The 15,638-nt window shown below is 31.3% G+C and carries 12 protein-coding genes; 11 read left to right on the top strand and 1 reads right to left on the bottom strand.

All coding sequences use genetic code 11. From position 1 onward, the window contains the following. Window positions 1–4: 4 nt before the first annotated feature. The 11 genes from ACJG85_RS10855 (at window position 5) to ACJG85_RS10905 (ending at window position 12,444) form a co-directional block, all read left to right on the top strand. Entirely contained in the window at window positions 5–1,126 is a 1,122-nt protein-coding gene (locus tag ACJG85_RS10855; protein WP_412464095.1) for a hypothetical protein, read from the top strand. 38 nt (window positions 1,127–1,164) lie between these two features. Beyond that, window positions 1,165–1,971 (top strand): hypothetical protein, encoded by an 807-nt coding sequence (locus ACJG85_RS10860; protein WP_412464096.1) that lies wholly within the window; start codon window positions 1,165–1,167, stop codon window positions 1,969–1,971. A gap of 34 nt (window positions 1,972–2,005) precedes the next feature. Then, window positions 2,006–3,205, top strand: coding sequence for a lipase/acyltransferase domain-containing protein (locus ACJG85_RS10865; RefSeq protein ID WP_412464097.1), 1,200 nt, complete (start codon window positions 2,006–2,008; stop codon window positions 3,203–3,205). A 40-nt stretch (window positions 3,206–3,245) separates the two neighbouring features. Further along, window positions 3,246–4,364 (top strand): thrombospondin type 3 repeat-containing protein, encoded by a 1,119-nt coding sequence (locus ACJG85_RS10870; RefSeq protein ID WP_412464098.1) that lies wholly within the window; start codon window positions 3,246–3,248, stop codon window positions 4,362–4,364. Window positions 4,365–4,366: 2 nt separating this feature from the next. Next, complete coding sequence (locus ACJG85_RS10875) at window positions 4,367–4,819, top strand: hypothetical protein (protein WP_412476411.1); 453 nt, start codon at window positions 4,367–4,369, stop codon at window positions 4,817–4,819. A gap of 88 nt (window positions 4,820–4,907) precedes the next feature. Then, window positions 4,908–7,232 carry a restriction endonuclease subunit M gene (locus ACJG85_RS10880; protein WP_412476412.1) on the top strand — a complete coding sequence of 775 codons (2,325 nt, stop codon included), beginning with the start codon at window positions 4,908–4,910 and terminating at the stop codon, window positions 7,230–7,232. Continuing rightward, window positions 7,219–8,652 carry a restriction endonuclease subunit S gene (locus ACJG85_RS10885; RefSeq protein WP_412464101.1) on the top strand — a complete coding sequence of 478 codons (1,434 nt, stop codon included), beginning with the start codon at window positions 7,219–7,221 and terminating at the stop codon, window positions 8,650–8,652. The genes ACJG85_RS10880 and ACJG85_RS10885 overlap by 14 nt, the downstream gene beginning before the upstream one ends. Before the next feature lie 3 nt (window positions 8,653–8,655). Further along, window positions 8,656–10,128, top strand: coding sequence for an AAA family ATPase (locus tag ACJG85_RS10890; protein ID WP_412464102.1), 1,473 nt, complete (start codon window positions 8,656–8,658; stop codon window positions 10,126–10,128). Continuing rightward, window positions 10,121–10,957: an HNH endonuclease gene (locus ACJG85_RS10895; protein ID WP_412464103.1), complete on the top strand. Its 837-nt coding sequence runs from the start codon at window positions 10,121–10,123 to the stop codon at window positions 10,955–10,957. The genes ACJG85_RS10890 and ACJG85_RS10895 overlap by 8 nt, the downstream gene beginning before the upstream one ends. 2 nt (window positions 10,958–10,959) lie before the next feature. Beyond that, entirely contained in the window at window positions 10,960–11,865 is a 906-nt protein-coding gene (locus ACJG85_RS10900; protein WP_412464104.1) for a DUF5655 domain-containing protein, read from the top strand. Beyond that, the gene (locus ACJG85_RS10905) at window positions 11,866–12,444 is read left to right on the top strand and encodes a hypothetical protein (RefSeq protein ID WP_412476413.1); all 579 of its coding nucleotides are present in this window, start codon (window positions 11,866–11,868) and stop codon (window positions 12,442–12,444) included. It begins immediately after the preceding gene. A gap of 10 nt (window positions 12,445–12,454) precedes the next feature. Here ACJG85_RS10905 and ACJG85_RS10910 read toward each other — a convergent pair whose 3' ends face one another. After that, complete coding sequence (locus ACJG85_RS10910; protein WP_412476414.1) at window positions 12,455–15,454, bottom strand: DEAD/DEAH box helicase; 3,000 nt, start codon at window positions 15,452–15,454, stop codon at window positions 12,455–12,457. Window positions 15,455–15,638 lie beyond the last annotated feature (184 nt).

A 15,638-nucleotide genomic window follows, 5' to 3' on the forward strand; every position in this document is an offset into this window, starting at 1 on the left:
CATCATGAAAATAAGTTACATTTTACTGTTACTGGTAACTAGTACTAGTATGTTTTCTCAAGATCAATTGATTAAAGATATTGAAAACAGCAGAACCGGAAACTTCAAAGATGCGTTGTATAACGTGATTCAGTTAACCTCAAAAAATCTTTCGGAAAAAGAGAAAACCTTGGAATTGAATACTACACTTTTCAAAATAATGTATAACGCCGATTTATCTAAAATATCGGATTTAACCATCGATAAGTCATACTTTTTAAGAAACTTCCAATTTAATGCTAAAGTTAATTTAGATGAAAATTATAAATATACCGGTTTTTCAGGTGGCTTTACTTACGCAATTATAAATGGTAGAGATAGTATTACAATCAATTTGGCAAAAACCAGGTATGGTATATACAGGGAAGCATTCATGAAAAAAATTCAAGAAATTCAATCAAATTTATCAAATGGTTTAAGCGATAGTGAAGTTGAGTTACTTACTAAAGCTAGTGAAGATTTATTAAATGGATTTGAATATGACCCTACCGGAAATCCTTATTATGATAAACTACAAAATGAATTTGAATTGGTTAAATCAACTCTAAAAAAAACTGATGCAAGCGGACCAAATGACGAAGATATTATAAACTTTATAAAATCATTAAAACAACTTAGAAAATCTGAAGTGGAAAAAGCCAAAGGAAAGCTTCTTTGGACGATTGCGGCTGACGGGTCAACAAATACAGATGGTAAATTCAACAAATCTTCTGTTAGCACAGTTCTTCTTAAGGGAATTGCCAAATCGAAGCAAGAAATCGACATAAGAGGAACTTTCACTTATGCAGATACTACTTTGGTTAGCATGCCTAGAACATCTTTCAATGGAAAAGCAGGTCTAAACTTTATCATTATGAGAAATGAATCTGAGAAAACGAGCTGTTTTGAATTTAAGGCATTGGGCGAGTATACTAAAATTTATAAAAATGCATTACCAGATGAAGACGATGAAACCATAACAGCAAATGCAGAATTTAGAATACGATTAGCTAAAGATTTATGGATACCAATCACTATAAAATATAACCCTGAGGACGCAAACTTCTTAGGTTTCCTTAACATCACTTATAATTTTGGCAATAAATAATATTACCTGAAAAAGTTACACCTTAAACTTATTTAAAAATGATTAGTAAAGAAACTCTGGACAAATTACAAATCATATCAACTAGTTTGATAGCAATCTTTACAGCTATAACCGCGTTTTACACTACTAATTTGTCAAGCAGATTAGAAAATTTTAAGGCAATTTCGCAAGAGGGAAAAACAGTCAGTGAACTTGTAAATACTTTATCCGACACAAGATCAACTGTTAAATACGACTATGCTTTTTTATCACTAGAACGGTATTTGAGAAATATTAATAACGGTGAATTAAAACCACAAGACAAGAACATGTTAGTTGGTTTTGCTCAGTCACTAATATACGATCGAATTAATACTGATGAAGGCGTTAATGTTACTCACCGAATTTTAATTCCAAAAGAATTTTTAGCAAAAAACGATACCGTAGTACTGTGGAGAATTAAACAAGACTTAAATGAAAAGTACCAAAAAAGAGTACCTCCACCGGATAATTTTAATCCTAATCTATATAGTGTAGAACCTGTTGCGCAAACAATTGATAGCAATAAATCGAAAACTATCAGCCTCATTTTGAATAAAGTTTGTTACATTCAATATGCTAGCAATGATAAAAAAGAAACAGCTTTAAAATTTCAAAAAAAATTAAAAGACGAATCATGGCTTGCGCCTGGTATAGAAAAAATCCCCGGTAATTACACCAATACGATTAGGTATTTTCATGATGAAGATCTCTACCTCGCCATTAAAGCTCGAGAGTTATTAGGTAATGAATTTACACCTACGAGAATATACAATTACGAAAAAAAAGCACCTAAAGGACAAATTGAGGTTTGGGTTGCGAAATAAGTTTAATCAATTAAAGTAATCAAATCAATAACTCATGAAACCAATCATTTTTATACCGGGAATACAAGCAACAAGTTTAGTAAATGCTAACACTTTTGATTTTAATTATATATGGAATGCCTATGACACGTTAGGCTCATCAATTCTAACAAGCATAACCGGACCATACATTAAAGAAAACTTGCAATTGAATCCGTTATATGATGAGGGTATTGAAACCATTATCGAACGAAATCACATTGCTAAACTACCCTATGAAAAACCAATTCTTAAACTCAAAAATAAACTTAATAATAACCCCAATTATAAAGATACTCCTATTTATCTGTTTGGGTATGATTGGCGTATGTCGAATATGGAAAGTGCTAAAAGGTTGAAACTTTACATTGAGTATTTATCAAATAAGTTAAAAAATGAAAACTTAGAAGGATTTAGATTTATTACGCATAGCATGGGTGGATTAGTTTTATCATGTTATCTAAATCTTTTAAATGATGATTATTCCAAAATAGACAAGATTGTCATGAATGCACCTCCATTTCTAGGTTCACCATATGCATTAGTTCATATGGTTAAAGGAGACGGCGGATTACGAAGTATATTAAATTGGGCAATCGGGAGAAACGAAGACATGCGCAAAGTAATCCGAACCTATCCGGGTGTGTTTGAACTTTTACCTGTGTATAAAAACGCTTTAATGTACAAAGACTCTAATCAAGAATTGAATCTTTTAGAAAAGCAGTACTGGCAAAAAAACATTTATGATGATATAGAAAACTTATTTGATGCCAGACTTGAACTTTTAAAAGAATTTCGTTCTAAGGGAGGATTAAAAAACCTAGCCGAGTTACCCAAAGAAGTCAAAGAAAAAATGGTGATAATTATTGGTGAAAAGGACAAAACTTATACGAAGCTCCAAGTTCACAAAAAAAGGTTTGGCGTAAACAATTTAGTCGACTTAGATTCCTTAAAAAAAGGAATTGACTCCGGAGACGGCACTGTTCCTTTTGTAAGCTCATCAGTTTATGCAAAGGACATCACAACTCTGGCAGTTAAAAAAGAAAACTTTTTTGATGAAATAAGTAACAATATGGATTTTCATGGTTTATTCCTTAAAGACAGCCGCGTTCAAAACATTATGGAACGATTTTTTATAACGGAAGAAACAACTCCAAAAATTGAAGGTTTAAAAGATTGGTGGGGCGTTCTCAACCATAGCGTAAGAAAAGTATAATAGTATTGTAAAGAACAATATAAAAAATAGGAATCGATATATGAGCATAAAAATAATAAACATAGTTAAATTTTTTGGGTTAATTCTACTTGTAATACCCCTTAAAGTTCAGGCTCAAGAGGAGTATTATGTAACCGGCATGATTAGACTTAAGGATGGTATTGACTCACTTTTTGAGAGCGCCAGTATACAATTAAAAGGAACGAATATTGGAGCAAATGTTGGTGATGATGGTATATTCTATTTGAAACTGACTCCTCAAGAAATAAAAAAAGATTTATTAGTTTTTTTTAGAAATGAAAAGCCTGTTAAAATAAAATTAAAAACAGAAGAAGAATGGAGTGTCGATATTAAAGAGTATACCATATACTTTTTGGTAACAAAAGAAGCTATAGAAATACCCGATAGTGATAGGGATGGCATTCCAGATGAAATGGACCCTTGTCCGGAAATTGCAGGTTCAGGATGTGCCGACAGTGATGGAGATGGTGTCTCTGATGCAAAGGATAAGTGTCCTGATATACCCGGATTACCAAGTGATAACGGCTGTCCAACTGTAGGTTCTACCCAAGATGACATCAAAAGATTCCCTATTCCTTATCCTATACCATCAGCTGTATATACCATCCCTTGGGATGAAATAAAAATTCAGGGAGAAAGAAACTTTAAAAGTGTTGATAAAAAACTTTCCGAAGCACTTTCAAAATGCAATTATCATGAAAAAAGTTATTATATCATACCTCATGGTTTTGCCATTATTACTGAAATGGAACAAATACAAGTTGATGGTGTATCACTCAAGGAGCCTGAACGATGGTCTAACAAGTTACCCAAACCTAATGCCTTTTTTGACTACATTAAAAGTTTGGTCATAGCGCCTGAAGGTTACTTTAGGGTCATTGTTTTTTTAGTTACCGATGTTGATTTAACTACTTCGGGAGACGTTATTAACAGAGAGCAAGCAATTGAAATGGCTGCTGAAGGGTATACAAAAATTCCACAAACACTGCTAAACAAAGAAACTTTTACTTCAAATCATACGGTCACAGCCTTAATCTATCAATTCAAGAAAGTACAGGGTAAAGAACCAATATTAGACAAACAATTATCCGGAAAAGTCCATATCACTAAATCTGGACTCGCTAAATCATTAAGATAAATATGGAACCCAGTTTAATTTCAAAAGAACAAGCTCAAAAAAAATTAGCTATCATTTGGTTGATCGCAGTTTTGGTAAATACCCTATTATTTGTTTGTGTTTGTTGGAACCGCTCCAACGATGAAAACTCATTTTCTGAATTAACCCAATGGTTATTTAATTACTTAAGTCCAGGTATGACACTCATTATTGGAGCCGTAGTGTATGTCGCCAATCAATCTAACATAGGTGCTGCACCTAAAATGATAAACAAAACGTTCTACAGCATTACATTATGGTTTACCATTATCTTCTTAGTTGCTGTTGCTGTGCCCTCTTTATTGATAACATTGCTAATGAGTGATGATGAATCTACCATTAATTATTATAAGCGATTTAATATCCTACTCAGTTTTTTACATACAAGTATGTTGTTACTACTTGGTATTTTCTTTACTAAAGAAAATAGAAATTAAATTTAAGATCGTAAATTCTATTAAAACAGCTTACACTTTGATTGCTTTAATGCGGATTTTTTGGTAGGTTTGGGAAAATAAAAAGATTATGAGTTTAATTCAACAAGGCATTGACAAAGGGCTTATTACGATAAGTGATGATAATAAGACTGTTAAATATCTTTACCAGAATAAATCACGAAATTTTTCTAACCCCGAAGAAAAAGTTCAAGTAGAAGCTTTCCTTCGTCTGATCTTGGAATATGGCTATCCTGTAGAACATATTGAACAATTTGTTACTGTTACTATGGGCGCTGATAAACGTGAGGCAGATATAATTGTATATGAAGATGCTAAACAATCGAAACCAAAAATTATTGTTGAATGTAAAAAACAAGAAGTTACCCAACAAGAATTTAATCAAGCTATCAACCAAGCTTTTAGTTATGCCAACGCATTATCAGGTACAGTTAAATATGTTTGGGTTTACTCCGAGGTTTTAAGTTCGATATTCCGCTTTGATAAAGAGAAAGATTTAAGAGAAGGATTATCCGATTTACCTCATTATGGAACTGACTCTGTGGCTCCTTACAATTTTGTTAAAGGTGGTGGATCACACCAATACATTGATTCAAAAGGAAACAAGCAAACACAAATTTTTAAAGATATTAAAACCGTCTCTGAAGAGGAATTAACCAGACGTTTTAAACAAGCACATGATGCGCTCTGGGCAGGTGGTCAATTAAATCCTTCTGAAGCATTTGATGAATTAGATAAATTAATTTTCTGTAAAATTTGGGATGAAAAATACAATATTGTTGAAGGAAAACTAAAGCCAAGAAAAAAAGGTGAAATTTATGATTTTCAAGTAATAAAAGAAGCAACCGAAGCCAAAACTAATGATGCTCTTGCTAAGAGAGTAAAGGCTATTTATGCAGCAGGTAAAAGTTTTGACAAAGAAGTCTTTAAAGATGACATTCGCTTAAGTAACGAGCGAATAAGAACTATTGTGAACTATTTACAAGAAATCAATTTATCGGCGACTGATTTAGATAGTAAAGGTCGTGCTTTTGAGACTTTCATGGGAAGTTTCTTTCGCGGCGAATTTGGACAGTACTTCACACCAAGGGTTATTGTACAATTCATTGTTGAAGCGCTCCCTATTGATAATAGTTCTTTGGTTTTAGATACATCTTGTGGTAGTGGAGGATTTTTATTGCATGCTTTAGACAAAGTTAGACGACAAGCTGACAAAGAATATCCAGATTATAAAACCGATATTGAAGACCACAAAGCATGGTATGACTACTGGCATAGTTTCGCTGAAAACAATCTATACGGCATTGAAATTAATGAACAAATTGCCCGTACCGCTAAAATGAATATGATTATTCATGATGACGGTCATACCAACGTGATTTCGGTTGATGGTTTATTGAATGACAAAGAAATGGCATTAACAACCGGAAATAATGGATTTCAGTATAACCGTTTTGACTTTATTATTACTAATCCTCCTTTTGGTAGTAGTGTAAAAGATAATGAAAAACACTACTTAAGACGTTATTTTTTGGGTACCAAACAAGTAGACTGGCTAGATTATAAAAACAGTAAAGAAACCTATAGAAATAACCAAAGTACAGAAGTTTTATTTATTGAACAGTGCTATAATTATTTACGTGAAGGTGGTTACTTGGCAGTTGTAATACCTGATGGAATATTAACCAATAGTAGTTTACAATATGTTCGAGATGTAATTGAAGATTGGTTCCGATTAGTAGCTGTAATAAGTATGCCTCAAACAGCTTTTTCTGCTACGGGTGCTGGTGTAAAAAGCTCAGTATTATTTGTTAAAAAACATCCCAAAACACACACCGAATATCTACAAACATTGAAAGTAATTATTCAAAATGATATTAAACGTGAGTTTGATTACTTGAATACCATTGCCCAATTGGAAAAAGAAAAGAAAATCAAGTTAGATAAAATGGATGGTTTTACACATCCTGCGGGATTGACCAGTGTCAAAGAAATAAAAGCCAGCGATGAATACAAAGAGTGGAAAACAGTAGTGAACCAATTTTACAGTGATAAAATAAGTGAGCTACAAGAAGAAATGACTGTTCGTTACCAAGAAGAACGCGCCAAACAATTACCTGATTACCCTATTTTTATGGCCATTGCCGAAAATATTGGGTATGATGCTGTAGGTAAAACCTCAGCTAAGTTGTTAAGCAAAAACGAAATAATTGAAGGCAATTACAAACTGGTAACCGAAGAATTAAGCCACGATTTGTATGACGAAAAGATTACCAAAAAATACGACTTGCATGATGATAAAGAAGAACTTTCTACTAAAAAAGAAATTGTAGATGCAGGTATTTTAAAAGAATTGAGAAACTTTATAACGGCTGTTGAAAATGGAAGGATTTAGTTTATCAAATAACACTGATAAGAATAAAGTTTTTTTGGTTAATTTTTCTGATTTAAAAGAAAGATACGATCCTTATTTTTTTAAAGGAGAATTTCACAGTTTACGAAAAAGTCTAATAAAAAAAGGTTTTATAAATATAGGTCAAATCTTAAAGTCATGGAACAGAGGTGATGGACCAAGAGATGGTTATTATACTGATGATTCTATAAATGGTGTAAATTTTTTAAGAGTTAATAATTTAAAAAACAACTCAATTGATATTTCAGATGTAAAATACATTGAAAGAAAAATACATAACACTAAACTCAAAAGAACACAAGTTAGTGCTGGAGATTTAATTTTTGCTATTAGTGGCACTAAGGATAATTTAGGAACTGTATCAATTATTCCCAAAGAAATAAAAGAAGCAAATTTAAACTCTGCACTAGTAAGATTAGATATTGATAAAACTAAAATATCTAATGAATTTTTTTGTTTACTTTTTGAATTACCATTTATAAGAACTCAAATTGAATTTACTGGAAAAGGTGCAGCACAAAATAATTTAAATAACAACGAAATTAAGAGTATTTTAATACCAAATATTTCTTTGACAGAGCAAATTAAACTTGTTTACTTATACCAAACCGCCTACACCCAAAAACAACAAAAAGAAGCCCAAGCGGCAGCATTATTAGAAAGTATAGATAGTTATTTATTAAACGAGTTAGGTATTACCTTGCCTGAGAAAGATACGAGTTTACAGAGTAGAATTTTTACAACTCGCTTTAGTGAAGTAAGTGGTGGTAGGTTTGATGCAGTGAGCAACAAATCTAAAGAACTAGAAGATGCATTATTAAATGGTAAATATTCAACTATAAAGTTATCAAAATTAATAAAAGGTATAAAAACTGGAACAACACCGCATAATTCTTTAAATCCTTATGTTGATTATGGAATCCCTTTTTTAAGAAATTCCAATCTTCAAAAAGGTGAATTAGACTTATCAGATATTAAGTTCATAAAAGAAGATTTAGCAAATCAATTGACTTATTCATCGAAAGGTGACATTATAGTTTGTATTGCTGGAACAGTAGGTGAATCAGTTGTTAATACATCAGATGAGCTGTTAGCTATTAATCAAAATATTACAGCTTTGGAATTAGATGATAATACTGTTAATATTAATTATTTAAATTATTTTTTAAATACTGGTTTGAGTATAGAATTAACGAAAAGACTTTGCTCAATTGCAACAATTTTGTATTTGAATAATACTAATTTATTAAGTTTAAATATTCCACTTCCTCCTAAAGAAAAGCAAGACGAAATCGCTAATCATATCCAAAGTATTAGAGCACAAGCTAAGCAATTGCAAGAAGAAGCAAAAATGGTTTTAGAGGAAGCTAAGAGAGAGGTGGAAAAGATGATAATTGGGTAAGTTATGGAGAATCTAAATTTTTATATAAATCCAACTGATGAAACTAAAACAAAGATTCCTTGTTTTATTTTACAATATAGACAATGGGATGACTTTAATAGAAAAACAAGTTTTTATCTCTCTTATATAAATCAAGATCAGGAAAGAGAATATTTAGGTTTAGTAAAAATAGGTCACATTGATGAATTTGAACCTCTCAAAATTTTGGATAAATATTATACAGAACTCAAAGATGAATTCTTTTCTCTCTGCCAATCCATTCAAACCTATGAAAATCTATTTTCCATTTTAGGAAAAGATTTATTTGAAAAGTATTTAAACGCAATGAATGATATGGCATTTTTAGATGCTATAAGAAATGAGTTTGAATATAACTCAAATTTCACAAGTTCTTTAATAAGAACAAGTGAAGCTGAAAAAGCATTTAAAGAGGCTAAAAGCAAATTATACGGATTAAAAATATCAAAAAACTTTATTTTTACTTATAAAACTAATTTACAAAATACTTTTGGTGAGCATATCGTTGATTTTAACTTTGAAGATAAAAAGCTCTTACCGAATAGAATTATTGCATTAATAGGTAAAAATGGTACAGGTAAAACACAATTTTTGGCACAATTTGCATTAGATCTTAGTGGACAATCAAGAAATTTGTTAAAAGAAGATGTATTTCAACCACACAGACCATTATTTAGTAAAGTTATTGCAATATCATATAGTGCTTTTGACAAATTTACAAGACCTCAAAAAGACAAATCGTTTAGTTACAAATATTGTGGTTTAAAAGATGAAGATGGAAAATTATTAACAGGTCCAAAAATAGTTGAAAATTATAAAGAATCAGTTGAATTAATATTAAAACAAAATAGACAAAATACTTGGTATAAAGTAATGCAAACTATTATAGATGATGATTTAGCTGATATGTTTTATGAGGAAATATTTGAAAACCAAAACTATGAAATAGTTAATAATAAAACTTCCAAAAAATTAAGTTCTGGACAAAGTTTTTTAATGTATGTTATAACTGAAGTTTTGGCACATATTCGAGAAAATTCAATTTTACTTTTTGATGAACCAGAAATGCATTTACACCCAAATGCTATAGCCAATTTTGTTAGGATGCAAGAAATCTTATTAGAACGGTTTGACTCATATTCTATTGTTGCCACACATTCTCCTATAATTTTACAAGAAATTCCTTCAAGATATGTAAATGTTTTTGAAAGACAAGGTAACGTACCAATGATATATAAATTAGGTATTGAAAGTTTTGGAGAAAATATAGACGTGTTAACAGAGCAAGTTTTTAAAACAATTGAAGTTGAAGACAATTATAAGAAAATATTAAAAGAATTAAGTAAAAGTAATACTTATAAAAAAGTTTTGAAATTATTTGATGATAAATTGAGCTTGAATGCTAAAACTTATTTGCTAAACCAATATGAAAACCCTGAAAAAGAAATAAATGCGTAATCTAATCCCATTAGATACTGACCCTATAGATGATTATGATGCTATTACAAATAGCAAACATAATCCAGCAAAGTTTGTTTTAGAACAGTCTAGACCTTTTGTATTTGACAGATATAATCAATATAAAAATCTTTTCGATAAAAATAGGTTAGAAGATTTAAACAAAAGTGTAATTACACCTGACCAAATAATTTATTTAAAAGATTGTTATTCAAATTCAACACAAGCATTAAACAATATAATTGCAAATATTAAGAATAAACAACCATCACATTTAAGATCAATATGTCAATACTGTGGAATCGATACTGACAATACTGTAGATCACTATTTACCTCAATCAGATTTTCCTGAGTTCTCAGTAAATCATCTTAATTTATTTCCTTGTTGTGCAGTTTGTAATCCTATTAAAAACAATTATTGGTTTGATGGTGTAAACTTTCATAGAGGTATAATAAATTTATACATTGATGAATACCCTATAGAACAATTTTTATTTGTAGATGTAAAATTAATTGATAGTAATCCAATTATAAAATATGAAATAAATAATTCAAATAGAATTAATCCAAGACTTTATCAAATAATTGAAAATCATTTTAAAAGAATTAAGTTAATTGACAAGTATAATGATAAATCAAGTAATATATTCACACGAATCTATAATATGTATTTTGGTAAAGCCGTTTATTCGGGAAATTCTCAACTAATCAAACAAGATTTATTGATTGATGCTCAAAATCACTTTAGTTCCTTCGGAAGAAATCATTATGAAGGAGTATTAATTGAAGCTTTGGCAAATAATAATGATTTTATAAATTTATTTTGAAAATGAACCTCTACAATCTAAATAAAACCCAACTTTCTCAACTCAAAGAAAAGCCATTTAAGTTGGAGCGAGAAATACAAAACCTATTTGAACAAAACCTGAACTTGCTCACCGGTTTAGAGTTTGTAAAGAGTGAGTTTACCATTAAAGGCAAACGAATTGACACCTTGGCCTTTGATAATCAATCCAATGCCTTTATCATAATTGAATACAAGAGAGATAAGAATGACAGTGTGGTTGACCAGGGTTTTACTTACCTAAGCTTAATGTTAGAAAACAAAGCTGACTTTGTATTATGTTACAATGAAACACTACATAAATCTTTACATAGTAGTAAAATTGACTGGTCACAAACCAGAGTTGTTTTTGTATCACCCAGTTTTACCGAAAACCAAAGACTAGCCACTAACTTTAAAGACATTGCCATTGAACTATGGGAAATTAAACGCTATGAAAACGATTTGATAAGTGTTATACCAATTAAAAAAACACGCTCTGCTGAAAGTATTAAACCGTTAACACAAAAGGATAGTAAGGTAAAATCTGTAACCGATGAGATAAAAGTTTACTCAGAAGAAGAACATCTGCTTAACAAAAATGATGATACTATTGAATTGTATAAAATCTATAAAAATGCCATCTTAAACTTAGGGGATAATTTAGAAATAAAACCCAAAAAACAGGAGATAGGTTTTACCAACAACGGGAAGATCTTTGCTGATGTTTGTATCCTTAAAAACAGTTTAAAGTTTTGGATAAATCTAAAAAAAGGCAAACTGGATGATTCAAAAAAAATGGCACGTGATGTTTCCAACATAGGCCACTGGGGTAATGGTGATTATGAAATAATCATTACAAATACTGATAACTTAGAATATGTACTTTATTTAATTAAACAAGCTTTGTAAATGAATTTAGTACATTTTGAAATAAAAAAATCTGAAAATTTAAATTCTTTTATAAATGCTTGGTCTATGCTCTATTCTTATGCCAATGAGTCTGTCTATAAAGAAGCTATTTCAAAAACAATATTCAATGAAGAAGATGTTACAAGCCTGTTTGTTTGGAAAAACGGTATGAGGTTAAGTAACAAGAAAAAGAATTCATTAAATAAAAATATTCTAAGCAAACTGTCTGTTATCAATACTTTTAAAAATAGTGAGCACTTTAATTTAGAAATCTTTAAAGAAGAGTTTAAAGATTTAAGTGCCGTTTGGAAGATTTTCTTATTGCATATTATAAAACCGGACACCTACCCCATTTACGACCAGCATATTCACAGGACATATTTGTATATTCATAAAAAAGATTATTCCAACCTTTCGAATACATCGGTTAATAATAAAGAAAAGGAAAGGTTCTACTTTGAAGAATATTTACAATTTATAAGAAGTAGTGGTATCAAGGACATAAAAAAATTGGATGAGGCATTTTTTGCTTTTGGACAGTTTTTAAATACTAAAAACTATAAGACTCTATTTACTTAAGTTATGCAACCTATATAATATTATCATAATTATCAAAAAGCGTCCTCTGATACACATCTCCATTAAACTTATTGATTAACTCCCTTATAAATTCATAATGCTTTACATATTGGTTGGGTATTAAAAGCATTTCCAAGTTCTTACTACGAACTAAATTCATCTTTACAGCATCTGATTTTATGGTCTTTTTGTTGTGGTAATGCTCTGCGCCGTTGATTTCAAAGATTACCTTGGGCTGATTGTTTTCAAAAAGGACGCCATCAAACTCTTTTTTGTTTACTAACGGATTGTCACGCTCTTCCGGAAATACTTCGATGACTTTTACATTTCTTCGGAATCGGGTATCTTTTAACGAGCAGTAATGTTGCATGGTTTTATAAAACTCATTTTCAAATTTAGAGTTGTTTGAAAAACCAATGGTCAGTTTATTTACTTCACTTTGGGCGATTTCAGTAGTGCCGTTATGATAGGCATAGGCAATCAAAGCATATAAGTCGTCGTCTTTTTGGGACAAGGTTTTTATGGCCTCAAAGTCGGTTACTACAATCAGGTTCTCTTTGGCTCTGGTTACACCAACATTTAATAGTTCGCTGTTGTTTTTAATCCAATCATAGGTTTTGGGTGGAGTTTTGGTAGACAAGGCTGTGGAGATGATGATGGTTTTGTTTTCTTGTCCTTGCACTTTATGAATGGTGCCACAACTTACAGCATTGTCGATGGCTCCGGCTTTTTTGGCTTCATTTAGGTAATGATTGATAACTTCTTCCTGATTCCTAAATGGCGTTAAAATAAAAACATCAGATAAGTGGTTGTCTTTAATGTAATCTACAATAGCCATCGCCTCCTCCAATTGTCCATTCTTATTTTTTTGATTGGCATTGGTTACCGAGAGTAACTTTACGGTGCCATCCGTTCCCACTGCCTTTAGGTTTAATCGTTTATCGTAAAAACGTTTGTTGGAATAATCAATAATTTTCTTCCCGCAGCGGTAATGGTAACTCAAAAGGATTTCTCTGGAAATACTATCTATTTTTTTATAGGCCGAAAGAATGGAGTTGTTATAATAATCATACTCGTCACTAATTTGAAACTGGCTCATTAGCTTAGCATTCTTCTCTTTATCAAAAACAATAATTGGCTTTAATTGGTTGGTATCACCAATCAACACCATGTTTTTGCATTTGGAGATGGGAATTAAACTCGTTGGAATTTCGCATTGTCCGGCTTCATCGATGGTTAACAAGTCAAACTTGAATCGCTGTCCCAATCGTCTGCTGGAAATATTAGTAGTGAGTATAATAGGGAATACTTTGGTGAACTTTTCTACGTTTTTATCATTACTCAACCAAGTGTTAAATTCTTTTACTTGTTCATTCTCATCAATGATATGTAAGATTTCTATGAGTTCAAGATACTCTTTCCCTTTTAATCGTTTGATGTATTTTAAGGATTCGAAATAAAAAAACTGTAGTAGTTTATAATTGTCCTTAATGATTTCAAATATGCCTTTTACATCCTCATCAGTAGTTATCGGTATCGAATTGATTTTATTTACTAACTTGTCCCTCTCCTGCTCCAATAGCCAATACTTACCTTTGGAAAGCAATCCTTCAATAAACCCCAAATTTTGTTCTAAATCGGCCCGTTCTTCGTAATGTTGCAACTTTTGAAGCAACTGTTTATTTTTCTCTCGGGAGTTTTCCTTTAGGCTGTGCAAGAGCGTTTCCTTTGGGACATCATTGGTTTCGTATTCATACAATTTTTTAATGGTCTTTAGGGCTTCTAAAGTGCATTGTCTGTTCCCTAAGCGAATAAAAGGCACTAAAATCTCTTTATTGTTATACTTTCCTAAATTCAATTTCTCCTTAATACCATCAATAGGAATATTGTTATTGGAAGAGATGAGCACGGTTTTATTGTTGGTCAAACAATTGACAACTATATTTAAAATAGTTTGTGTTTTTCCGGTACCTGGTGGACCTTGTACATAGGTTACGGGATATTTCAAAGAATTGTATATGGTTCGCAGCTGATCGATGTTCACATTATTGTCATACAAAACAATGTGAGGTTCTGTTCTGTTTTTTCGGTCTAACAGTGACGAATTTTTAAAAAATGCTTTTAAGGGAATTTGCATTTCTTGGTTTTCGTGTTCGGTATTTATGCCGTCAAAAATGGGTGCTAAATCAATTTTAGAATAGCCTAAAACTACTATTTCGGGTCTGGTATTGGGTTGTTCACCCAATTTGAAATTATCCGATAATAGATTGATAAGCTCGGTTTTGTCTTTTATATACTCTTCTTCAAAATCAGAAGGACTGAAATCGGTATAATAAGACAGAGAATGTTTGACATCTTTAATGTAAAAATTAGGGTTGAATTGTGTAGCATTCCCAATTTGTATGGTTTTCTTAACCGGGTCGTACGTCAATTCTCGATAAGCCACAACAAACTTGCCTCTGGAGTCTATGTCAATAGAAAATTCGCAAAGCGCCAGTTTATAATCATAATATTTTTTGTAATCGTCATGATATATTTCTTTGATGATTTGTTTTTGTTGCGCATTTGATAATTGATAAGGGCTTTGCTCCTGTAGCCCCTGCAAATCAATCTCGGATATTAAATGTGTTTTATGCAGAAAAGGGTCGTTATTGGCTTTATGACATTCTAAATAATAGTTTAAAATATTGTTGTTGTATCTATCAAATTCATAAACCTCTAAGCTTTCATCTTCTTCTAATTTTTGAATCAACTTGGGTGGCACATCGTAATGGGAGAACTTGAGTATTTCAGCAGATTGAATGCCGGAAATAGAAATAGACTTTTTAAATAATGGCTCGTCTTTCATAACATTGAACATGTCAACCACTATCTTGCCATCGCCGGTGATATCTAAAATTGAAATCCAAAAATGATTTACCTTTTCTTCTCTATTTTTATAGGTTATGCTAAGGTATTTTCCGCCTCTGATGGCTTCTCCAATGGCAACTATGATATTCTTATGGTTCATGTTGATGCGCTAACTATACCTTTTAGATATAGAGACAAATGATTAAGTACTATCAAATATAGTAAGTTTGGCTATTAATCAACCAAAAAAATGAAAAGAGAGAAAACCCCACTCCCGCGCGAATCCATATCGCTCGGGAGCATAGACTTTTCGATACAATTTATAACTACTAAAACTACCGTTT

It is taken from the genome of Flavobacterium mekongense (assembly GCF_047038255.1).
Lineage (GTDB): Bacteria > Bacteroidota > Bacteroidia > Flavobacteriales > Flavobacteriaceae > Flavobacterium > Flavobacterium mekongense.

What these genes read in the sequence shown, in the direction of transcription:
- ACJG85_RS10855 (WP_412464095.1), top strand. Translation starts at nt 5, where the DNA reads ATGAAAATAAGTTACATTTTACTGTTACTGGTAACTAGTACTAGTATG.
- ACJG85_RS10860 (WP_412464096.1), top strand. Translation starts at nt 1,165, where the DNA reads ATGATTAGTAAAGAAACTCTGGACAAATTACAAATCATATCAACTAGT.
- ACJG85_RS10865 (WP_412464097.1), top strand. Translation starts at nt 2,006, where the DNA reads ATGAAACCAATCATTTTTATACCGGGAATACAAGCAACAAGTTTAGTA.
- ACJG85_RS10870 (WP_412464098.1), top strand. Translation starts at nt 3,246, where the DNA reads ATGAGCATAAAAATAATAAACATAGTTAAATTTTTTGGGTTAATTCTA.
- ACJG85_RS10875 (WP_412476411.1), top strand. Translation starts at nt 4,367, where the DNA reads ATGGAACCCAGTTTAATTTCAAAAGAACAAGCTCAAAAAAAATTAGCT.
- ACJG85_RS10880 (WP_412476412.1), top strand. Translation starts at nt 4,908, where the DNA reads ATGAGTTTAATTCAACAAGGCATTGACAAAGGGCTTATTACGATAAGT.
- ACJG85_RS10885 (WP_412464101.1), top strand. Translation starts at nt 7,219, where the DNA reads ATGGAAGGATTTAGTTTATCAAATAACACTGATAAGAATAAAGTTTTT.
- ACJG85_RS10890 (WP_412464102.1), top strand. Translation starts at nt 8,656, where the DNA reads ATGGAGAATCTAAATTTTTATATAAATCCAACTGATGAAACTAAAACA.
- ACJG85_RS10895 (WP_412464103.1), top strand. Translation starts at nt 10,121, where the DNA reads ATGCGTAATCTAATCCCATTAGATACTGACCCTATAGATGATTATGAT.
- ACJG85_RS10900 (WP_412464104.1), top strand. Translation starts at nt 10,960, where the DNA reads ATGAACCTCTACAATCTAAATAAAACCCAACTTTCTCAACTCAAAGAA.
- ACJG85_RS10905 (WP_412476413.1), top strand. Translation starts at nt 11,866, where the DNA reads ATGAATTTAGTACATTTTGAAATAAAAAAATCTGAAAATTTAAATTCT.
- ACJG85_RS10910 (WP_412476414.1), bottom strand. Translation starts at nt 15,454, where the DNA reads ATGAACCATAAGAATATCATAGTTGCCATTGGAGAAGCCATCAGAGGC.